Annotated in this window: 21 protein-coding genes; 16 read left to right on the plus strand and 5 right to left on the minus strand. The window is 58.2% G+C overall.

Features of this window, described 5'->3' with window-relative positions; translation table 11 throughout:
• The first annotated feature begins 58 nt into the window (after positions 1 to 58).
• On the plus strand, positions 59 to 1,714 hold the full coding sequence (betA, locus tag BXY66_RS04490; RefSeq protein WP_132858968.1) for a choline dehydrogenase: 1,656 nt from the start codon (positions 59 to 61) through the stop codon (positions 1,712 to 1,714).
• Here betA and BXY66_RS04495 read toward each other — a convergent pair.
• On the minus strand, positions 1,711 to 2,496 hold the full coding sequence (locus BXY66_RS04495; RefSeq protein WP_132858969.1) for a hypothetical protein: 786 nt from the start codon (positions 2,494 to 2,496) through the stop codon (positions 1,711 to 1,713). The two genes, betA and BXY66_RS04495, sit on opposite strands and share 4 nt — an antisense overlap.
• A 178-nt stretch (positions 2,497 to 2,674) precedes the next feature.
• Between BXY66_RS04495 and BXY66_RS04500 the strand changes: the two genes are divergently transcribed.
• Positions 2,675 to 2,914 carry an HP1242/YdcH family protein gene (locus BXY66_RS04500; protein ID WP_132858970.1) on the plus strand — a complete coding sequence of 80 codons (240 nt, stop codon included), beginning with the start codon at positions 2,675 to 2,677 and terminating at the stop codon, positions 2,912 to 2,914.
• Here BXY66_RS04500 and BXY66_RS04505 read toward each other — a convergent pair.
• From BXY66_RS04505 to BXY66_RS04515, 3 genes are all read right to left on the minus strand, one after another.
• Positions 2,896 to 3,735, minus strand: coding sequence for an alpha/beta hydrolase (locus BXY66_RS04505; protein WP_132858971.1), 840 nt, complete (start codon positions 3,733 to 3,735; stop codon positions 2,896 to 2,898). The genes BXY66_RS04500 and BXY66_RS04505 overlap by 19 nt on opposite strands.
• Positions 3,735 to 5,135 (minus strand): helix-turn-helix domain-containing protein, encoded by a 1,401-nt coding sequence (locus BXY66_RS04510; protein WP_132858972.1) that lies wholly within the window; start codon positions 5,133 to 5,135, stop codon positions 3,735 to 3,737. Before BXY66_RS04510 ends, BXY66_RS04505 begins: the two co-directional genes overlap by 1 nt.
• 188 nt (positions 5,136 to 5,323) lie before the next feature.
• Positions 5,324 to 6,538 carry a multidrug effflux MFS transporter gene (locus BXY66_RS04515; RefSeq protein WP_132858973.1) on the minus strand — a complete coding sequence of 405 codons (1,215 nt, stop codon included), beginning with the start codon at positions 6,536 to 6,538 and terminating at the stop codon, positions 5,324 to 5,326.
• Between the two features lie 177 nt (positions 6,539 to 6,715).
• On the opposite strand from BXY66_RS04515, the gene BXY66_RS04520 reads away from it, so the two are divergent.
• The 10 genes from BXY66_RS04520 to BXY66_RS04560 all read left to right on the plus strand — a co-directional run bounded on the left by BXY66_RS04520 (position 6,716) and on the right by BXY66_RS04560 (position 14,315).
• On the plus strand, positions 6,716 to 8,248 hold the full coding sequence (locus BXY66_RS04520; protein ID WP_132858974.1) for an acyl-CoA carboxylase subunit beta: 1,533 nt from the start codon (positions 6,716 to 6,718) through the stop codon (positions 8,246 to 8,248).
• Positions 8,249 to 8,309: 61 nt separating this feature from the next.
• Positions 8,310 to 8,711 (plus strand): cupin domain-containing protein, encoded by a 402-nt coding sequence (locus BXY66_RS04525; RefSeq protein ID WP_132858975.1) that lies wholly within the window; start codon positions 8,310 to 8,312, stop codon positions 8,709 to 8,711.
• Positions 8,708 to 9,061, plus strand: a complete 354-nt coding sequence (locus BXY66_RS04530; protein ID WP_132858976.1) for a hypothetical protein — start codon at positions 8,708 to 8,710, stop codon at positions 9,059 to 9,061. The genes BXY66_RS04525 and BXY66_RS04530 overlap by 4 nt, the downstream gene beginning before the upstream one ends.
• Complete coding sequence (locus BXY66_RS04535; protein WP_132858977.1) at positions 9,058 to 9,465, plus strand: DUF6497 family protein; 408 nt, start codon at positions 9,058 to 9,060, stop codon at positions 9,463 to 9,465. Before BXY66_RS04530 ends, BXY66_RS04535 begins: the two co-directional genes overlap by 4 nt.
• Before the next feature lie 202 nt (positions 9,466 to 9,667).
• Positions 9,668 to 9,814, plus strand: a complete 147-nt coding sequence (locus tag BXY66_RS20400) for a hypothetical protein (protein ID WP_165929102.1) — start codon at positions 9,668 to 9,670, stop codon at positions 9,812 to 9,814.
• A gap of 90 nt (positions 9,815 to 9,904) precedes the next feature.
• Complete coding sequence (locus tag BXY66_RS04540; RefSeq protein WP_132858978.1) at positions 9,905 to 10,270, plus strand: hypothetical protein; 366 nt, start codon at positions 9,905 to 9,907, stop codon at positions 10,268 to 10,270.
• 316 nt (positions 10,271 to 10,586) lie between these two features.
• A complete protein-coding gene (locus BXY66_RS04545; protein ID WP_132858979.1) occupies positions 10,587 to 10,790 on the plus strand; it encodes a hypothetical protein in 204 nt (67 codons plus the stop codon).
• 146 nt (positions 10,791 to 10,936) lie between these two features.
• Complete coding sequence (locus tag BXY66_RS04550) at positions 10,937 to 12,985, plus strand: acetyl-CoA carboxylase biotin carboxylase subunit (protein ID WP_132858980.1); 2,049 nt, start codon at positions 10,937 to 10,939, stop codon at positions 12,983 to 12,985.
• Positions 12,985 to 13,389 carry a hypothetical protein gene (locus BXY66_RS04555; RefSeq protein ID WP_132858981.1) on the plus strand — a complete coding sequence of 135 codons (405 nt, stop codon included), beginning with the start codon at positions 12,985 to 12,987 and terminating at the stop codon, positions 13,387 to 13,389. Before BXY66_RS04550 ends, BXY66_RS04555 begins: the two co-directional genes overlap by 1 nt.
• Positions 13,386 to 14,315 (plus strand): aldo/keto reductase, encoded by a 930-nt coding sequence (locus BXY66_RS04560; RefSeq protein WP_207911287.1) that lies wholly within the window; start codon positions 13,386 to 13,388, stop codon positions 14,313 to 14,315. The genes BXY66_RS04555 and BXY66_RS04560 overlap by 4 nt, the downstream gene beginning before the upstream one ends.
• A 25-nt stretch (positions 14,316 to 14,340) precedes the next feature.
• On the opposite strand, the gene BXY66_RS04565 is transcribed toward BXY66_RS04560, so the two are convergent.
• Positions 14,341 to 14,784, minus strand: coding sequence for a DUF4174 domain-containing protein (locus BXY66_RS04565; protein WP_132858982.1), 444 nt, complete (start codon positions 14,782 to 14,784; stop codon positions 14,341 to 14,343).
• Positions 14,785 to 14,895: 111 nt separating this feature from the next.
• Here BXY66_RS04565 and BXY66_RS04570 point away from each other — a divergent pair, with 111 nt between their 5' ends.
• The 4 genes from BXY66_RS04570 to BXY66_RS04585 all read left to right on the plus strand — a co-directional run bounded on the left by BXY66_RS04570 (position 14,896) and on the right by BXY66_RS04585 (position 19,230).
• Positions 14,896 to 15,855, plus strand: a complete 960-nt coding sequence (locus BXY66_RS04570; RefSeq protein WP_132858983.1) for a hypothetical protein — start codon at positions 14,896 to 14,898, stop codon at positions 15,853 to 15,855.
• A gap of 28 nt (positions 15,856 to 15,883) precedes the next feature.
• Positions 15,884 to 18,010 (plus strand): methylmalonyl-CoA mutase, encoded by a 2,127-nt coding sequence (gene scpA, locus BXY66_RS04575; RefSeq protein WP_132858984.1) that lies wholly within the window; start codon positions 15,884 to 15,886, stop codon positions 18,008 to 18,010.
• A gap of 135 nt (positions 18,011 to 18,145) precedes the next feature.
• Positions 18,146 to 18,754, plus strand: a complete 609-nt coding sequence (locus BXY66_RS04580; protein WP_132858985.1) for a VOC family protein — start codon at positions 18,146 to 18,148, stop codon at positions 18,752 to 18,754.
• Entirely contained in the window at positions 18,751 to 19,230 is a 480-nt protein-coding gene (locus BXY66_RS04585; RefSeq protein WP_132858986.1) for a GNAT family N-acetyltransferase, read from the plus strand. Before BXY66_RS04580 ends, BXY66_RS04585 begins: the two co-directional genes overlap by 4 nt.

Below are 19,230 nucleotides of genomic sequence, written 5' to 3' on the forward strand. Positions count from 1 at the left end.
CCGGCCTTTCCCCTTTTGTCCAAAGGCCAGTTTTTCAGAACATTAGAGGGTACGTCTGATGCAGGCGGATTATGTGATCGTTGGAGCAGGCAGCGCAGGTTGCGCCATGGCGTACCGGTTGAGCGAAGCTGGCAAGTCGGTTCTTGTCATTGAGCATGGCGGTACGGACGCCGGGCCATTGATCCAGATGCCGGCGGCTCTGAGCTATCCGATGAACATGCGGACCTATGACTGGGGATATCTTAGTGCGCCGGAACCTGGTCTGGGCGGGCGCCAGTTGGTGTGTCCCCGTGGCAAGGTGGTCGGCGGCTCAAGCTCGATCAACGGCATGGTCTATGTGCGTGGACATGCGGGCGATTATGAACACTGGGCTGAAAGCGGTGCGACCGGCTGGAATTATGCGGACGTGCTGCCGTATTTTAAGCGTATGGAGCACTGGCATGAAAGCGGGCAGGGCGGTGACCCGGAATGGCGCGGTAAGGATGGCCCTCTTCACGTCAGTCGCGGACCGCGTGACAATCCTTTGCATGCGGCCTTTGTCAACGCGGGGCGTCAGGCCGGTTATCCTGTGACACAGGATTACAACGGGCATCAGCAGGAAGGCTTCGGCCCGATGGATATGACCGTTTACAAGGGGCGGCGTTGGTCGGCTGCGAACGCTTATCTCAAGCCTGCCCTGAAACGTGAGAATTGTGATTTGGTCCGTGGCCTTGCAAGGCGTGTGGTCATGGAAAATGGCAGAGCGGTCGGTGTCGAAATTGAGCGCGGTGGACAGGTGCAAGTTGTGCGCGCCAACGCCGAGGTCATTCTTGCTGCAAGCTCGATCAACTCACCCAAGCTCTTGATGCTTTCGGGCATCGGGCCGGCTGAGCACCTTGCTGAGCACGGCATTGACGTTGTTGCGGATCGGGCGGGCGTCGGTCAAAACCTGCAGGATCACCTTGAAGTATACATGCAGATGGCCTGCACGCAGCCCATCACATTGTATAAATATTTCAACCTGTTGGGCAAAGCGATGGTCGGGGCAAAGTGGCTCTTTGCCAAGAAGGGTCTCGGCGCGTCCAACCAGTTTGAGAGTGCTGGTTTCATTCGATCACGCGCCGGGATCAAATACCCGGACATCCAATACCACTTCCTGCCGATTGCGGTGCGGTACGACGGGCAGGCGCCTGCTGAAGGGCACGGCTTTCAGGCGCATGTGGGGCCAATGCGCTCGCCTTCGCGAGGCGCGGTGACGCTGAATTCAAGCGACCCGAAAGAGGCGCCGCACATCTTTTTCAACTACATGTCGACCGAACAGGACTGGATTGATTTCCGAGCGTGCCTGAGGTTGACGCGGGAGATTTTCGCACAGGACGCGATGAAGCCGTATCTCAAGCACGAAATACAGCCGGGTGATGCGCTGCAGAGCGACGATGAGCTCGATGGTTTCATTCGACAGCACGCCGAAAGCGCCTATCACCCTTGCGGGACCTGCAAAATGGGTGCAGTCGATGATCCGACAGCAGTTGTCGATCCGGAGTGTCGTGTGATTGGCGTCGAGGGTCTTCGGGTCGCGGACAGTTCGATTTTCCCGCGGATCACAAACGGAAACTTGAACGGGCCTTCGATTATGACCGGAGAGAAAGCTTCCGACCACATTTTGGGCCGGAGGCTTCCGTCGTCAAACGCGGAACCTTGGTTCCATCCTCAGTGGGAAACCCAGCAGCGTTAACCATCGCGGCGGGACGTGGATCGGAATAGGTCGGGGAGGTCCTTGACCTCGACAAAGTGGTCCACGGCAAAACTCGGGTTCTGCCCGCCGCTGGTGTCGCTCCAGACCGGTTTCAGGACATACACATCAAAGGCGACTTCTGTGTCGGTGCCTTGGATCGCGTTTAGGCCTTTGCCCTGAAGGCGCACGTTTACATCCGCACCTTTGATAATCACCGAGAACCCGCCACCAACTTCGGCCTCTCCATCGACAAGAAGCTTGATGCCGTCACCGTAGGTCACCTTGCGCACAAGCACGTAATATTGCTCGGGGTCGTTCACCGCGTTGCGGAAACCCCATTCATCCAAAAGTCCGCCGCCCTCGCGGATGTCGTCCCCCAAATATCCAGTGATGCGCGTGATCGTGTTGTCGTAAACGACCGAGTTCGGATAGGAAATTTCAAAGGCTGAGCGGCTGGCGATCATCGCGTCTGCCTTGGCCTTCAGACCCGCTTTCTGGACACCTGCGCCGAAGTCGGCCCCACTTGTGTAATCTGCTACCTGTCGCGTTTTGTCCCGCGGGTTGGGCGGAGCGTCAAAACCAGGGATGTCGGAGAGATGAACCATGCGCTTTTCGCCCTTGTCCCAAAGGAAAAAGCTTCCTGCCTTGAAGTCGCCGGAGTTGATGTAGCCGTAATTTGTCTTGGCGTAGTCGAGATTCACCGCCACCACATCACCGTCACGTAGGCAAGCTGTTAGAAAAAGCGCGGCGGTGAGCATGGTCGCCGGTTTAAGAATGTGCATATCGTCCCTCAAAAAGTTGGTGCTGAATAGTGTTTGAAAAGTCTTTTGCCGGCGAGGCTACATCACCGCGGGGCGCCCTGTCACGAGATGGTTTTGACGCCTTCTTGATCGGGGTCAAGGTTCTGGTTCGGCGGTGTTGCTACACTTGTGGTGAACATTGCAAAAGGAGCCGAATGATATGGCGAACACTCCGCACGAACTGGCAGAGGAATTCCCGGAGTTTGTAGAAAAAATGAGTTCTTTGAAGGTGACGGACAAGCATTTTGCAAAGCTTGCAAATGACTATCACGACCTGAACCGAAAGGTGCATGCGGCAGAGACCAACGTAATGCCACGAGAAGAGTTGGCCGAGATTGATCTTCGCAAGCGGCGTGGGGCGCTGAAGGATGAAATCTACGCCTATCTCAGAGCGAACTGATCAATAAACCTGTAGAGTTCCGGCAGCACATCGGAACGCCAAAGATCATTGTGGCCTGCGCCTTTTACGGCAAGAAACTCTTTGGATTTTGATGGGGCGGCAGCGTAGATCTGCCGCCCCATTTCTATGGGGATCAGCGTATCGTTGGTGCCATGGAAGATGAACAGCGGAACAGAGATGGATTGCGCTGCGGTCAGGCTGTCCCATTGATTTTGCAGGTTTTTCGCAAGTTCTCCCGTGCCGGGGTAGTGGTAGTCCGCCATGGCCGGGATGGACGCGAAAGGGGCTTCGAGAATGAGGGCCGCGGCGGGGCCTGCGCCTTTGACCGTGTCGGAGGCCACGGAGGCGTTGAGGTGAATGGCAACTGCAGTACCAAGGCTTTCTCCATAGAGGATGGTCGGAGATGACGATGGAAAAAGAGTGGTTTTTTCCAACCAGAGGTGGGCGGCAGCCGCCTTCAAGGTGTCTTCTGACGGCGTCCCCGTGCTGCCGCTGCTGCCGGGATAGGCCAAAGCGATCAGCCCATAGCCGCGGTCCATGAAGCGGCGAAATCGGCCCGCGCGGTTGGCAAGATTGCCGGCGTTTCCATGCAGGTAAAAGATCACGGGCTTGCCTTTGGCAGGCGGTGCAGTCCAGACAATAGTGCTGTTTTCTCCAACCTCGACGATGTCTTCAGTGACTTGCGGCAAACCTGCCTCGGCGGGGCTCACATGCGTGGCGTCAAAAGGGTAGATGATCATGCGCTCGGCGGGGCCTGCGAGCGTCACGGCCGCGAAGGCCAGCATGATGCAGAGCGACAGGAGCCGGAATGCGAGGCGCATCAGCCGACCTCGTATGGCAGCACGCCGCGGGCGTTTTCGTTGATCGTCAGGCGGCGTTCCAGTGGCGGTACAGAGCGCTGGTGGCAGTCGGTGCGTTCGCAGATGCGGCAGGATATGCCGATTGGCTCAAAGGCTTGTGGATTATCCAGTTCCATATGATCGGCGTAGACCAGCGCGTCGGCGTGGCGAATTTCGCAGCCCAAGGCGATGGCGTAGCGACGGACGGGCGCGCCGAAGTGTCCTCCGGACTTGGAGACGTCACGGGCAAGAGAAATGTAGCGCACTCCGTCGGGCGTTTCGGCGAGTTGGCGCAGGAAATGGCCTGGCGTTTCAAAGGCGCGGTGCACGTTCCAGAGCGGACAGGCCCCCCCGAAGCGGGCGAATTGCAGGCGGGTTGCTGAGTGGCGTTTGGTGATGGTGCCGGCCTGATCGACTCGCACAAAAAAGAAGGGAATACCTTTGTTTCCAGGGCGTTGCAGGGTGGAAAGCCTGTGCGCCACCTGTTCGATCGAGGCGCCGAAGCGGTTTGCAAGGAGTTCCAGGTCATGGCGTGTGTCATGTGCCGTCGAGAGGAACTCGCCGTAAGGCATGAGGGCTGCGCCCGCGAAATAGTTGGCAAGGCCAATTTTTGCGATGGAGCGGGCGGCATCGGTCTGGAAGCGGGCAAAGTCCAGAGTGGCTTCGAGCAGTTTGTCGCTTTGCAGGAGAGCCACTTGAAGCAGCAACTGGAAGGTTTGCGTTTCCGGTTGGGCGTAACGGGAAATCTGAAGGGTCTGTCCTTTGGCGTCAAAATCGCGCAGCGAGTCGATGTCCGTGAAAGCGACGGTGATACCGCGAGTCTGTAGCGCGACAATGGCGGCGGCGCGAATGCCACCTTTTTCAGCGGCAGAACTGGCGAAGTGCTCGGCAGCTCGGTCAACGGCGTCTATGTAGTTGTCGCAATAGTGGAAAAAGTCTCGCACCTCGTCCCATGGGCTGGCCTGCGCCTGTCCGTCGGTGCGCCCCAATGCCTCGTCCAGAGAGGCGAGACGTTCGTGCGTCTGGCGATAGGCACGGTGTAGCTCTAGGAAGGCGCGGGCCAGTGCAGGCGCGTTGGATGCCGTCAGTCGCAAGTCGGCAAGCGGCACGGAAACGTCAGTCAGAACGGGGTCCGCAAGGGCTTCGCGCATGTCGCTTACAAGGCGTTCGCTGTCGCCGGCGGAAAGCTCGGTGACGTCTAGCCCGAATTCCTGAGCGAGCGAGAGCACGACCGTTGTTGAAACCGGACGGTTGTTGTTTTCCATCTGGTTCAAATAGGGCAGCGAAACCCCGAGTTTCTGGGCAAAGTCCTTTTGTGTGAGATCAAGCCGTGTGCGGATTTCACGGAGTTTTGCGCCTGCGTAGAGCTTTTGCGTGGGCATGTGAGTCTCCCGATTGCATATCTGCAAAGATAACTTTGCAAAGTCTCTTGCGCCAGACGTTCCTTAAGCCTGCGGCGAATGGTCGTTTATGCCTTTGGTTACGCTGGCGAACTGCTGTCGGCATCGCGTCTGCATCGAGTCGGTATCGCGGCTGTGTAAATTTCGGTTTGCCCGTCGGGACTTCCTTTTCAGAGGCCGAGACTTTTTTCTCGCCAGATCACGAGCAAGATGGAGGTCAGCCCGGCGATGCTTGTCGCCACCATCAGAACCAGAAGCGGCAATGCGCCGGTCTCGACGCTGAGCAGGGCACCAGCCAGTGCTGACAGCGCAGCGCCGCCGCCGATCATGATCGCGCCTGTGAGGCCAGAAGCAGTGCCAGCGAGGTGAGGTCGGACAGACAGGGCGCCGGCGGTGGCATTGGGAATGGCGAGGCCGTTGCCGATCCCTACGAGGGTCATATAACCGAAGAAAACTTCGGCTGACCCATGCCCGGACAGGAAGATGCTTAGCGAAATGGTGACACCGATGCCGCAGATGGCGCAGCCCGCGAGCACCATGCGGTTGATGCCGAAGCGCGCTGAGTATCGCCCGGAGAGGAAGTTCCCGACAAAGTATCCCACAGCAGGTGCACCGAAGAAGATGCCCATTTGCGCGCTGGTCATTCCGAAGAGTTCCGTGGCCACAAATGGGGCGCCGCCGAGATAGGCGAAGAACGCCCCCGAAGTGAACCCGTTGGCGAGGCTGTATCCCCAGAAGCGCGGGCTGAGCAGGAGTTCGGGATATTCGCGGAATTGTTGAGCGAGCGTAAGACCGGAGCTGGATTTGGTTTCACCAAGGTCGCGCCATGTAAGCCAGAAGATGGCAAGGCCGACGAGGAACAACATCCAGAAGGAGGCCTGCCAGCCGAAGTACTGGTCAAGGACGCCGCCTAGGGCCGGGCCGAGCATTGGCACGACGGTCATGCCCATGGTGACATAGCCAATCATGCTGGCGGCCTGGTCGGCCGGTACCATATCGCGGACTACGGCGCGCGACAGAACCATCGCCACCACAACGGCGGCTTGCAGCATTCGGAATGTGAGGAAGATGGCGGCAGTGGGCGCATAGATGCAGCCGAGCGTTGCCAAAAGGAAAATCACCAGCCCCCAGAGAATGACCGGGCGGCGTCCGAGTTTGTCCGATATTGGGCCGACCACAATCTGAAGGACTGCGTTCACACCAAGATAGACCGCAATCGACAGCTGCATGATGCCGTAGTCCGTGTTGAAATACGCGGTCATCGACGGAAGGCTTGGCAGGAAGATGTTCATGCAAAGCGCCGAAACACCCGCCAGCAGGATCAGCGTGGCGATGTTGGGCGGGGACGACCGGTCCAGAAATTTGGCAGGTGAATGATCGTTCATATCGTTAGAGGTAGGCGCGCGCGCAAGAAATGTCCATGGGGTCGTTAAACTGTAAAATATTTGCTAATTTGCAATTTACTCATCGTGAGTGCTGTTGGTTTTGCAAATTTGCGGGAAAATCCTTTTGCACTGCAGCATGGGCGACTATGGTCTGCCTCAAATTACAGGGGTCCTGCTATGAAAGATATCCTCCAACAACTCGAAGAACGCCGTGAAATCGCCCGATTGGGGGGCGGTCAGCGTCGCATTGACAGCCAACACGCCAAAGGCAAGCTGACGGCGCGTGAGCGCATCGAACTCCTGCTCGATGAAGGCAGTTTTGAAGAGTTCGACATGTTCAAGACGCACCGTTGCACCGAATTTGGCATGGAAAATCAAAAGCCTGCGGGCGATGGTGTGATCACTGGCTGGGGCACGATCAATGGGCGAATGGTCTATGTGTTCTCGCAGGATTTCACGGTTTTTGGCGGTTCCCTTTCGGAAACTCATGCGCAGAAGATTTGTAAAATTCAGGATATGGCAGTTCAAAACGGTGCGCCGATTATCGGCCTGAACGACTCGGGTGGTGCGCGCATTCAGGAAGGTGTCGACTCACTTGCAGGATATGCTGAGGTGTTCCAGCGCAATATCATGGCTTCCGGTGTTGTGCCCCAGATTTCGGTGATCATGGGTCCGTGTGCGGGTGGTGCGGTGTATTCGCCGGCCATGACCGACTTTATCTTTATGGTCAAAGACACATCCTATATGTTCGTGACCGGCCCAGATGTCGTGAAAACCGTCACCAATGAAGTCGTGACTGCCGAAGAATTGGGTGGTGCCTCGACGCACACCAAGAAATCTTCTGTGGCGGATGGCGCGTTTGAAAATGACGTGGAAGCGATGGCCGAAGTTCGCCGTCTTGTTGATTTCTTGCCTCTCAACAACCGTGAGAAACCGCCCGTACGTCCATTCTTTGACGAACCGGGTCGGGTCGAGAAGAGCCTCGATACGCTTGTGCCGGAAAACCCGAACACGCCGTACGACATGAAGGAACTCATTCACAAGGTCGCGGATGAGGGAGATTTCTATGAAATTCAGGAAGATTACGCCAAGAACATTCTGACCGGCTTTATCCGTCTGGAAGGGCAGACCGTCGGAGTCGTTGCCAACCAGCCGATGGTATTGGCAGGCTGTCTGGACATCGACAGTTCACGCAAGGCGGCGCGGTTCGTGCGCTTCTGTGACTGCTTTGAGATCCCGATCCTGACGCTGGTGGATGTGCCGGGCTTCCTGCCAGGGACGTCGCAGGAATACGGCGGCGTGATCAAGCACGGTGCGAAGCTGTTGTTTGCTTATGGTGAGGCAACGGTGCCGAAGGTGACGGTGATTACGCGGAAAGCTTACGGTGGTGCCTATGACGTGATGGCGTCCAAGCACCTGCGCGGCGATTTCAACTATGCCTGGCCGACCGCTGAGATCGCGGTGATGGGTGCGAAGGGCGCAACGGAGATTATCCACCGCGCGGATCTTGGCGATCCAGAGAAGATCGCGGCCCATACTCAGGACTATGAAGACCGCTTTGCAACGCCATTCGTGGCGGCTGAGCGGGGCTTTATCGACGAGGTGATCATGCCACAGAGCACGCGGATGCGCGTCAGCCGCGCGTTTGCGAGCCTTCGCAACAAGAAGCTCGAGAACCCGTGGAAGAAGCACGACAACATTCCGTTGTAATCTGATTGCCCGTCGCGCCAGCTGCGGGCCCTGTCTGCCGGATTGACGAGAAAGACAACAAATGACGCAGCTTTGGAAAAACCAGGCTTTCACCGTGTCCCATGCCGACGATTCCAAATTCGTTGGCAAAGGGTTGCGGGCGTTTTTTGAGTATCGCGATCTCGGTATTCAGGACGCCACCAAAGGCAAGTTCGGGGCGCATGTCATTCGGGCTGTGCCGGGAATGGAGAGTCCGGCGGCGTGGCACAGCCACGAACTGGATTTCCAGATGGTCTATGTGACCAAAGGCTGGGTGGTGTTTGAGTATGAGGGGCAGGGCGAGCACGTTCTTCGAGAGGGATCGTGCGTGTTGCAGCCGCCGGGGATCAAACACCGCGAGGTGCGCCATTCCGATGATCTGGAACTGATCGAGATCATCAGCCCCGCTGAGTTTGAAACGAAAGACGAGGACGCGCCGGCGTGACCAAGTCTCGCTGGCATATCGCGCGCGATGGGGACACGCTGACGCTGAGTCGATTGGCTCGTGCGCGGTTTGATGTGTCCGCGTCCACAGAGTTGCCCGATGGCGGGCGGTTGGCTGTGGCACAGCAGGTGCGGCAGGACATGTGGCGGGCGTTGCAGACCCTTCGCGGATTTGCGCCGGTGGTGACTGTGTGCCGTCAGGGTGGTGTTCTGCATGTGACTGCAGGCGGGCAGGTCGACGGGCCAGTGGCAAAGGCGCACGTGCAAGCTGCCATACAGGGCGTTCTGGACGACCCGACACGTCGAGCGCGCTGGCTGCGTCATGCCAACCGCGGGAGGGCCGCCGCATGAGACACGCTCTCGCAACAGTATTCGTCGCGTTTGGAGGGACCCTTTGGGGCGCGACCACGGCCGGGGCCTTGGAGGAGACACCGGCCGTGCCTTCCGGTAATGAAATCCGATTGCAGGAAATCATTTACGAGACCCGCCAGGACAACTCTCAGGTCGCCCGGTTCCGGTATGTGATGCCTTTGATCCGGCATGGTTTGGAGTTTCACGAAATAGAGGAAGACTTCTTCCATCTCTGTATCGGCGTTGCGGTGCCCTATCTTGCTGTTGAGCAGAAAGAGGTCGATCAGGTCATCATCTCGATGGCGGATCGCGAAACCGAATTTGGTGTCACAACCACCCTAGCTACCCAGTATTTCGAGGCATTCAGCATCGAAAACGGAGCCTGTATCTGGGAGGGTTTCTGATGACACCACAACATCTAGCGACCAAGCAGAGCCATAGGCGGGAAGTTGCGACTTTGCCGCCACAGCGCATTAGCTGTACCCGCTATCTGTATCTTTTTGCTGATGAATCCGCTATTGTGCGCCCATGCCGTGTCCGCACGGCTTTGAGGCAGGCAGGGTCACAAGGCCCTGCTAAACATGAAAACAATACGTGGAGACAGAGATGTCCAAGAGCATCAAAGCATTCCTGGCCGTTGGGCTGGTTGCCGTTGTCGCAGCCTGCGCCGACACCGCACCGGTTGAAGAGTACGTGGTCGTCGACCCCGAGCCGATTTCGACCGAACCGGCATACACCGGAAAATACAAGTAACTCCGGTTACGCAAGATTTGGACAGGCCGGTGGGCCTGTCCACCCCATAACCGCGCGATCGAGCGCCTCTTTGCAGAAAGGAGGCGCGGCATGATCAAACATCGCGGCTTCCCCGGGCGTCTTCCCGGTACCGATTTCCAGTTTGTTATCCGTCGCGCCAACCCCAAAGGTGTCACGCCCATCACTCGGCGCGAGCGGTTCCGCGACCGCAAGCCTGCCGATCGTCGTGCCGATGCGGGGTTCATGCAGGCGCTGTGGGAGCAGTTTGGTGAGGAACCTTTCGAACGCGGAAACCTGGATGCAGGCCGGTTGAGCTGGCTCTTTGGCCGCGAAGTTGTTCCGGCAGAAGATCCATTTGATCCAGCGAGTTACGACGCCCTGTTGCGGATCGATGTAGATGTTGCGCAAGCGTCCTTTCCTGATGCCTTTAACGGTGGCGGAGAGGAATGGGCATGAATTCGCCGACGCATAACGCGAACGGGCGAAAACGTGCTCATCCGACAGGTGTTACAAATCTGTTAATTGTGCCCGGCGCTGCCTGTGCCATGGTCCATCACATGGAGGCTCGGTCGGGAGCGGCCGGCTCCTGTAACAGTGTATTCCGTTACCCTTCCCCTTTCGGGTGGTTCTGTGGTGTCCCTGCAGGATCACCCGATTTTTTGATCCGCGACGATAGCGGGTGTGTTGCAGTTATCAGCGCCGGGGTGGCGCACTGTTGCTTTGATACAGAAAAGCCGGCCGGAGACGCCGGCAAGGCAGAAGGAACAGGTTCATGCATACAAAGAAACTCGCACTTGCCTTTGCGGCAGCGCTCGGGCTCGCCGCGTGTGGCGAGACCATCGGCGAGCAGGCCGCAATCGGCGCTGGCGCGGGGGCGCTTGCCGCGGCTGTTGTCGACGGGAACCTGGTCACCGGTGCGCTCGTCGCAGGTGGCGCGAACGTTGCCTATTGCCAGCTCAATCCAGGCAAATGCTGACCACGGGCTGACGCCCCAAGACACCCTGACTGCGCGGCAGTCTTCCGACACACACAAGCCATCGACGCGCGACAGCGCGGCGGTGGCTTTTTTGTTGCCAATGTCTGCGGGTCGCACCGCAGGCCAAGACCAAGAAGGACGATAAGATGTTCGACAAGATCCTGATTGCAAACCGGGGCGAGATCGCCTGTCGCGTGATCAAGACCGCCCGCAAGATGGGCATCAAGACGGTGGCGATTTATTCCGACGCCGACAAGCAGGCTCTGCATGTGCAAATGGCGGACGAAGCCATTCACATTGGCCCGCCGCCCGCGAACCAGTCTTATATTGTCATCGACAAGGTCATGGATGCGATCAAGCAGTCCGGCGCTCAGGCTGTGCATCCAGGGTATGGATTCCTTTCGGAAAACGCCAAGTTTGCCGAGGCATTGGAAGAAGCTGGTGTGGCGTTTGTGGGCCCGCCCAAGGGCGCCATCGAGGCCATGGGTGACAAGATCACGTCCAAGAAGATCGCTCAGGATGCGCAAGTGTCTACGGTTCCCGGCTACATGGGTTTGATCGAAGATGCGGACGAGGCCGTGAAGATCTCAAACGAGATTGGTTATCCTGTGATGATCAAGGCCTCTGCCGGTGGTGGCGGCAAGGGCATGCGGATTGCGTGGAACGATCAGGAAGCGCGGGAAGGGTTTCAGTCCTCCAAGAACGAAGCGGCCAACAGTTTTGGCGATGACCGGATCTTTATCGAGAAGTTCGTCACCCAGCCACGCCACATCGAAATTCAGGTACTTTGTGACGCGCATGGCAACGGCATCTATCTGAACGAGCGGGAATGCTCCATTCAGCGCCGCAACCAGAAGGTTGTAGAGGAAGCTCCGTCACCTTTCCTTGACGAAGCCACCCGCAAAGCCATGGGCGAACAGTCTGTGGCACTGGCCAAAGCTGTGGGTTATGCCTCTGCAGGTACTGTGGAATTTATCGTAGATGGCGACAAGAACTTCTACTTTCTGGAGATGAACACCCGCTTGCAGGTGGAGCACCCGGTGACAGAGCTGATCACAGGTGTCGACCTTGTGGAGCAGATGATCCGCGTTGCCAACGGCGAACCGCTGACGATCACGCAAGATGATGTTGGTATCAACGGCTGGGCTATCGAGAACCGCGTCTACGCTGAAGATCCTTATCGGAACTTCCTGCCGTCAATTGGCCGTTTGACCCGTTATCGGCCGCCAGCGGAGATTGCCGCAGGTCCCATGCAAGACAATGGAAAGTGGGCGGACGATGCGATCGAAGGCAAGGCCTTCGCAGTGCGAAACGATACCGGTGTCTATGAGGGCGGCGAGATCAGCATGTACTACGACCCGATGATCGCGAAGCTCTGTACCTGGGCTCCAACCCGCGATGAGGCGATCGAGGCGATGCGTACTGCTCTGGACGGTTTCGAGCTTGAAGGCATCGGACACAACCTGCCGTTTGTTGCTGCGGTTATGGATCACCCGAAATTCATCTCGGGCGACATGACGACGGCATTCATCGAGGAAGAATATCCCGAGGGCTTTGAAGGCGTGAGCCTGCCGGACGAGGCACTCCGCAAAATTGCAGCGGCTGCCGCAGCGATGTACCGCGTTGCCGAAATCCGCCGCACGCGTGTGTCGGGTCGTATGGACAACCATGAGCGCCGCGTCGGAACAAAATGGGTGGTTACGCTGCAGGATCAGGAATTCCCTGTGAAAGTGAAAGCCGACAAGAAAGGTTCAACCATCAAGTTTGCCGATGGCGAAAAGCTGCGCGTGTCTTCCGACTGGACACCTGGTGACCAGCTGGCGACCCTAAAAGTAGGTGGCGAGACGTTGGTTCTCAAAGTGGGCAAAATTTCCGGTGGCTTCTGCATTCGGAGCCGGGGCGCAGAGCTGGACGTTCATGTGCGAAGCCCTCGTCAGGCGGAGTTGGCCAAGCTAATGCCGGAAAAAGTCGCGCCAGACACTTCCAAGATGCTGCTCTGCCCGATGCCGGGTCTGATCGTGAAGGTCGACGTCGAGGTCGGTGACACAGTTCAGGAAGGTCAGGCGCTTTGCACGGTGGAAGCCATGAAGATGGAAAACATCCTGCGGGCTGAGAAGACCACTGTCGTCACCAAGATCAACGCCGCGGCGGGCGACAGTCTTGCGGTTGATGATGTGATCATGGAGTTCGAATAATGCATGAAGCCGTCTGGAAATGGCTCGCGCATTTGGGCGCGTTTCTGGGCGGCTTTGCTGTGACTGTTGTGCTTGGTTTCATCGGCGCTCCCCTGATTTTCGGCGGGGGTGGCACGAACCTCGTGGTGATTGTCTGGTCGCTGGCTGCGTTCTGGCTTCTGGTTCAGGTGGCGCTTCTGGTGGCGGTGCACGGCTGGCTGTTTGAAGTTCTGAGCGGCGATTTGCGGGACGAAGGGTGGTTCTGGGGCCGGTTCGGAACCGTACTGGCTGTCGCGTTTTTGTCGGGGCTGCTTGGCTATTGGGGGCTTATCGGGCCGCTCGGGGCCGTCGCGCTGGCATATGTGGTGATATTTTTCGGAGGCGGGTTTCTCTTGATACATTTGAAGGGGGCGGAAGCGCTGTGAAAGACCAGAGCCAGACAGAGGGCGTTTTGTCCATTGAGCGCACCGGCCGGATTGGTGGATTTGAGGCCGGAAGGCTGGCCTACGGGTGCTGGCGTTTTGCGGGCTCGACGGTCTCCGAGGCGACAAGGAAAATTGAGGCGGCGCTGGAGATCGGAGCAAATTTGCTTGATACAGCAGCCATTTATGGCTTCGGAGATCAGGGATTTGGTGCGGCCGAGGCTGTGCTGGGTGACGTCTATGCAGCGCAAAGTGGCCTGCGCGACCGCACGGTTCTGGTCACCAAGGCGGGCATTCATCCTCCGGTGCCCTACGACAGCCGCGCGTCAAATCTGATTGAGAGTTGCGAGGCGTCGCTCGCGCGGCTCAGAACCGATGCGATCGACGTTTTCCTGATCCATAGACCGGACCTCCTTGCATCCTTTGAAGAGGTTGCGGCAGCTTTGACGAAATTGCGCGCTGACGGCAAAGTCCGCGCAGCGGGGGTCAGCAATTTTACTCATACCCAGGTACGGGCGCTGCAGAGTAAACTGGATTTCCCACTGGTGGCCACGCAGCCGGAGTTTTCGCCATTGGCTATCGCGCCTCTGGAAGACGGCACGCTCGATGTGGCGCAGGAATTTGACATGGCCACCATGGCGTGGTCACCGCTTGGCGGTGGACGGCTGACCGGTGCGCATCACCCCGACGCTGGCACACAGGAAGCGCGGGTTCTGGCTGTGCTGGATGGCATTGCAACACGTGAAGGCGTCGGCGTGGATCACGTGGCTTTGGCTTGGGTGTTGGCACACCCGGCGAATGTTTTTGCGCTGATCGGGACCCAAAACGTGGGCAGAATAAGGGAGTCGGCAAAGGCTTTTGACGTCTCGCTCAGCCGGCAGGACTGGTACGATGTTCTGGTTGCGGCCCGTGGGGCGCCGATGCCGTGAGGCGATCGTGTGCTCATATCACGCCTCAGTTGCGGCGGTCGCGGATTTCCTGCTGGCGCATCGGCATTTTGTCGATGGATGCAGAGATCTCCCGAACGTCCCACGGAAACGGTTTGCGCAGGTACGGGATACCGTCTTTCCCGATTAACACGAGCATGAAGCCGCGAGGACGGAGCCGTTCGCGGACAGCGGAGGGCGTGTCGGTGTCGGTATCCACAATCACGACAACATCGCGTTCGGCAAGGTCCGCCGCCCTCGCTTCGATCAGCGCCATTTGCTCGACGAAGCGTGGATCGCGGTCTGTATCGGCAAAAACAACGAGGGGTCTGTTGAGCCAAAGGAAATCGTCGAGAACAACCTCTGAAGCCGGGCGTATTAGCGTTTCCGTAGGCGTTTCCTCAGCGGCCAGAACCGGTGCGGTCAGAAAGGCCAGAAAGCTCGTCATAACAAAGGCTAAGCGGTGTTTCATGATGTCTCCTGTTAGAGGCAATATAAGCGCTTTTACTGGCAATACGACCACCTTTGGCGAGCAGGTCAGCAAAATTCATGTGATTAACCCGAAATGCACAGGTGCGGCGGCATGATGCACGTAAGTGATATCCGGCCGGTAACGCCCGCGTTGGCGGCCTCTGAAGGGGTGCATGGCAACATGGACGTTATTTTGCATGTGGGCGCGCATATGACCGGCGTGACCTCGTTGACGTATTATCTGGATCGGAATCGACGCGCGTTGCGCAACCGTGGCCTTGCGTTGTGGACAATGACGGACACGCGAAAAGGGCTTTTTGACGGGCTGACCCTGCGTTCGGGCCTTTACGGCGTCGAGCGGCGTCGGATGCGGGGCGCGGGACGTGTGCGGCTGCGTTGCGCCAGTCTTGAACGGGCGCGTGCAAAGGAATTGCTTGTCTGTGATCCGGGGATGCTCGGCGGCGTCTGTGACAACGTGGCCACCGAGCGGCTTTATCCTGCAGCCGGCGAGCGGTTGGCGCGGATGGCGCATGCGTTTGATGGTCGGGTGAAACGTGTGATCATCAATATTCGGGCGCTGGAAGATTACTGGGCTGCAGCGTTGGCCCATGCGGTACAGAACGGGTTTCCGTTGCCGCTGCAATCCGAACTGGACCGCTTGGTGACGCAGCCGCGCAGTTGGCGTCGGGTGATCACCGACATTGCCGCTGCGGCTCCGGAGGCGGACATACTTGTGGCGCCATTCGAGCGCATTGGCGAGAAACCGGATGATGTTGTCGAATTCGCCGTTCAGGGCCGGTTTGACGCTCCTACGCCTTTGCGTGTCGGCATAACGCCGCAAGTGCCGCATCTGGATGCGTTGCGCGAGGCGTTGCTGGACCGGTTCGAGGATGAGGAAAGCCTGCCGGAGGGCAATGGACGGTGGCAGCCGTTCAATTCGGTGCAGGTTGAGACTTTGCGGGCAATCTATGCGTCGGACCTGGCTTGGTTGCGGTCGGGCGCGGAAGGGCTCGCATATTTGATTGAGGAGAAGGATCCGTTGCGGTTGAGGAAACCGTTGGTCGGGACCTGACCGAGGGACAAGAAAGAGGGACATTGCGATGAGCGATACCAAGAAGTGGGAAGAGTTGGCCGAGAAGGAACTGCGCGGTCGGCCGTTGGAAGACCTTACGTGGAAGACGTTGGAAGGCATTGACGTCAAACCGCTTTATACCGAGGCGGACACACAAGGGCTGGACCACATGGGATCGCTGCCCGGTTTCGGCCCGTTTACGCGCGGACCAAAAGCAACGATGTATGCGGGGCGTCCGTGGACCATCCGCCAATACGCCGGGTTCTCGACAGCGGAGGAATCCAATGCCTTTTACCGCCGCAACCTCGCAGCCGGTCAGCAGGGTGTTTCGGTGGCCTTCGATCTCGCCACGCACCGTGGCTATGACAGCGATCACGAGCGGGTGGTTGGTGACGTTGGCAAGGCAGGGGTAGCGATCGACTCTGTCGAGGACATGAAAATCCTGTTTGACGGCATACCGTTAGACAAGGTGTCGGTATCGATGACCATGAACGGTGCCGTTGTTCCGATCCTGGCAAACTTTATTGTCGCTGGCGAAGAGCAGGGGCATGACAAGGCGCTTTTGGCCGGGACCATTCAGAACGACATTCTGAAAGAGTTCATGGTGCGAAACACATATATCTATCCGCCAGAGCCGAGCATGCGGATTATTTCCGATATCATCGAATACACGTCCAACGAGATGCCGAAATTCAATTCGATCTCGATCTCCGGCTATCACATGCAGGAAGCCGGCGCGAACCTTGTGCAGGAGCTGGCCTATACGCTGGCGGACGGGCGTGAATATGTACGCGCCGCGATGAACGCGGGTATGGATGTAGACAAGTTTGCGGGGCGTCTGAGTTTCTTCTTTGCAATTGGCATGAACTTTTTCATGGAAGCGGCGAAGCTGCGGGCGGCGCGTTTCCTCTGGCACAAGGTGATGACCGAGTTTGGCGCGAAGAATGAACGCTCGAAAATGCTGCGCACCCACTGTCAGACGTCGGGCGTAAGCCTTCAGGAACAAGACCCGTATAACAACGTGATCCGCACTGCTTACGAGGCGCTGTCGGCTGTTTTGGGTGGCACGCAGTCCTTGCACACAAACGCGCTGGATGAGGCCATTGCGCTGCCGACGGACTTTTCGGCACGCATCGCACGCAACACACAGCTGGTGTTGCAGGAAGAGACTGGCGTGACGAACGTGGTCGATCCGCTGGCGGGTTCTTATTACGTTGAGGCGCTGACAGATGACCTGATCCAGAAAGCCTGGGCGCTTATGGAAGAGGTCGAGGAAATGGGCGGCATGACCAAGGCGGTGGCGTCCGGCATGCCGAAGCTCCGGATCGAGGAAAGCGCTGCGACCCGCCAAGCAATGATCGACAAGGGTGACGAGGTCATCGTGGGCGTGAACAAGTACCGCAAGGAGCAGGAAGACCCGATCGACATCCTCGACGTGGACAACGTCGCGGTTCGGGAAAGTCAAATTGCGCGGCTTGAGACCATCCGCGCCGAGCGCGACAGCGAGGCTTGTGAAGCGGCACTGGACAACCTGACCAAAGTGGCAAAAGAGGGCGGCAACTTGTTGGCCGCGGCAGTGGAGGCAGCGCGGGCACGTGCGTCCGTGGGAGAGATCAGCATGGCGATGGAGAAAGAGTTCGGACGCCACCGCGCGGAAGTGAAAACTTTGGCAGGTGTGTATGGCGCAGCTTATGAAGGCGACGAAGGCTTTGCAGCCATCCAGAAGTCCATCGAAGAATTCGCGGAAGAAGAGGGGCGCCGTCCGCGTTTGCTCGTGGTGAAGATGGGACAGGACGGGCATGACCGTGGCGCCAAAGTGATCGCGACAGCCTTTGCCGACATTGGCTTTGACGTCGACGTGGGTCCTCTGTTCCAGACGCCGGACGAAGCCGCACAGGATGCAGTCGACAATGATGTGCATGTGGTGGGGATTTCCTCTCAGGCGGCCGGTCACAAGACTCTGGCGCCGCAGCTAATTGAGGCCCTGAAGACCAAGGATGCCGAAGACATTATCGTCATTTGCGGCGGCGTCATTCCGCAGCAGGATTATGAGTTCCTGCAGAAAGCTGGTGTGAAGGCGATCTTTGGTCCGGGCACCAATATTCCCGAGGCAGCGCAGGATATCCTGAAGTTGATCCGCGAAGCGCGAGGGTAAACTCCGCTTTGAACGGGTTTTGGGAAGGGGCGCTGAGGCGCCCCTTTTTTTGTTGGCGCGCATTGAAAGGAAATTGCCGTTGTAGAGGTCGAGTCTTTGGGGTTTGCTGAAGCGCGGATTGAAGGGGAATCGCAGATGTTGGAACTGGATCATCTGGCGGTCGCGGGCGAGAGCCTAGAGGCGGCTGTGGCGCATGTTGAGGACGCGTTAGGTGTGAAAATGTTGCCCGGAGGGCAACACGCGCGATATGGCACGCACAACCAGCTTTTGGGCCTGGGCGACGGGCTGTATCTGGAGGCGATCGCGACAGACCCCTCAGTCGGGTCTTTGCCCCACGCACGGTGGTTTGATCTGGACCGGTTCGAAGGCTCGCCACGGCTGGGCAACTGGATTTGCCGCAGCGATGATCTTGAGGCGGATGTGGCCTCGATCCCTCTAGATGTGGGTTTGCCGGTGGCTTTGACGCGTGGGGATTTGCGCTGGCGGATGGCGGTGCCGGACAGTGGCGTGTTGCCCTATGGAGATTGCTTTCCGGCGTTGATGCAGTGGGATGTATCGCCCACGCCTGCAAGTTTGCTGGCGGGATCGGGTTGCACCTTGCTTCGGCTGGAGGTCGCGCATCCTGATGCAGGAGACCTGCAGGCCGCAGTGCCGTTAATTGATCCGAGGATTGTTTATGTCGAAGGAACAACCGCACTGCGCGCAAGTTTCGACACACCGCACGGAAAGAGGGTTTTGCAATGATCATTCGCACGGCGCGGATCGGTGATGCTGCCGGTGTCGCGGTGATCTGGAATCATGAAATACGCGAAGGCGTGACTACATTTACGACGGCTGAAAAGACCGAAATGGGGCTGGATGCCGATATCGCTGACCGCGGGGATGCATTTCTTGTGGCCGAAGAAGCGGGCGAGTTGCTTGGTTTCGCCACTTTTTTTCAGTTTCGTGGCGGTCCGGGCTATGCGCACACGATGGAATATACCATCCATCTTGCGCCCCGTGCGCGGGGCAAGGGCGCCGGGCGGCAGTTGCTCTCTGCGCTTGAGGACAGGGCGCGGGCGGCGGATGTGCACATACTTGTGGCCGGTATCAGCGGTGAGAATGCCGCCGGAGTAGCGTTCCATGAGCGAATGGGATTCGAACACGTCGGGCGGATGCCTGAGGTTGGACGCAAGTTCGATCGGTGGATGGATCTCGTACTGATGCAGAAAGTCCTGTAA

It is taken from the genome of Shimia isoporae, assembly GCF_004346865.1.
Classification (GTDB): domain Bacteria; phylum Pseudomonadota; class Alphaproteobacteria; order Rhodobacterales; family Rhodobacteraceae; genus Shimia; species Shimia isoporae.

Coding starts and splice junctions, on each gene's coding strand:
- betA (WP_132858968.1), top strand. CDS start 59: ATGCAGGCGGATTATGTGATCGTTGGAGCAGGCAGCGCAGGTTGCGCC.
- BXY66_RS04495 (WP_132858969.1), bottom strand. CDS start 2,496: ATGCACATTCTTAAACCGGCGACCATGCTCACCGCCGCGCTTTTTCTA.
- BXY66_RS04500 (WP_132858970.1), top strand. CDS start 2,675: ATGGCGAACACTCCGCACGAACTGGCAGAGGAATTCCCGGAGTTTGTA.
- BXY66_RS04505 (WP_132858971.1), bottom strand. CDS start 3,735: ATGCGCCTCGCATTCCGGCTCCTGTCGCTCTGCATCATGCTGGCCTTC.
- BXY66_RS04510 (WP_132858972.1), bottom strand. CDS start 5,135: ATGCCCACGCAAAAGCTCTACGCAGGCGCAAAACTCCGTGAAATCCGC.
- BXY66_RS04515 (WP_132858973.1), bottom strand. CDS start 6,538: ATGAACGATCATTCACCTGCCAAATTTCTGGACCGGTCGTCCCCGCCC.
- BXY66_RS04520 (WP_132858974.1), top strand. CDS start 6,716: ATGAAAGATATCCTCCAACAACTCGAAGAACGCCGTGAAATCGCCCGA.
- BXY66_RS04525 (WP_132858975.1), top strand. CDS start 8,310: ATGACGCAGCTTTGGAAAAACCAGGCTTTCACCGTGTCCCATGCCGAC.
- BXY66_RS04535 (WP_132858977.1), top strand. CDS start 9,058: ATGAGACACGCTCTCGCAACAGTATTCGTCGCGTTTGGAGGGACCCTT.
- BXY66_RS20400 (WP_165929102.1), top strand. CDS start 9,668: ATGTCCAAGAGCATCAAAGCATTCCTGGCCGTTGGGCTGGTTGCCGTT.
- BXY66_RS04540 (WP_132858978.1), top strand. CDS start 9,905: ATGATCAAACATCGCGGCTTCCCCGGGCGTCTTCCCGGTACCGATTTC.
- BXY66_RS04545 (WP_132858979.1), top strand. CDS start 10,587: ATGCATACAAAGAAACTCGCACTTGCCTTTGCGGCAGCGCTCGGGCTC.
- BXY66_RS04550 (WP_132858980.1), top strand. CDS start 10,937: ATGTTCGACAAGATCCTGATTGCAAACCGGGGCGAGATCGCCTGTCGC.
- BXY66_RS04555 (WP_132858981.1), top strand. CDS start 12,985: ATGCATGAAGCCGTCTGGAAATGGCTCGCGCATTTGGGCGCGTTTCTG.
- BXY66_RS04565 (WP_132858982.1), bottom strand. CDS start 14,784: ATGAAACACCGCTTAGCCTTTGTTATGACGAGCTTTCTGGCCTTTCTG.
- BXY66_RS04570 (WP_132858983.1), top strand. CDS start 14,896: ATGATGCACGTAAGTGATATCCGGCCGGTAACGCCCGCGTTGGCGGCC.
- scpA (WP_132858984.1), top strand. CDS start 15,884: ATGAGCGATACCAAGAAGTGGGAAGAGTTGGCCGAGAAGGAACTGCGC.
- BXY66_RS04580 (WP_132858985.1), top strand. CDS start 18,146: ATGTTGGAACTGGATCATCTGGCGGTCGCGGGCGAGAGCCTAGAGGCG.
- BXY66_RS04585 (WP_132858986.1), top strand. CDS start 18,751: ATGATCATTCGCACGGCGCGGATCGGTGATGCTGCCGGTGTCGCGGTG.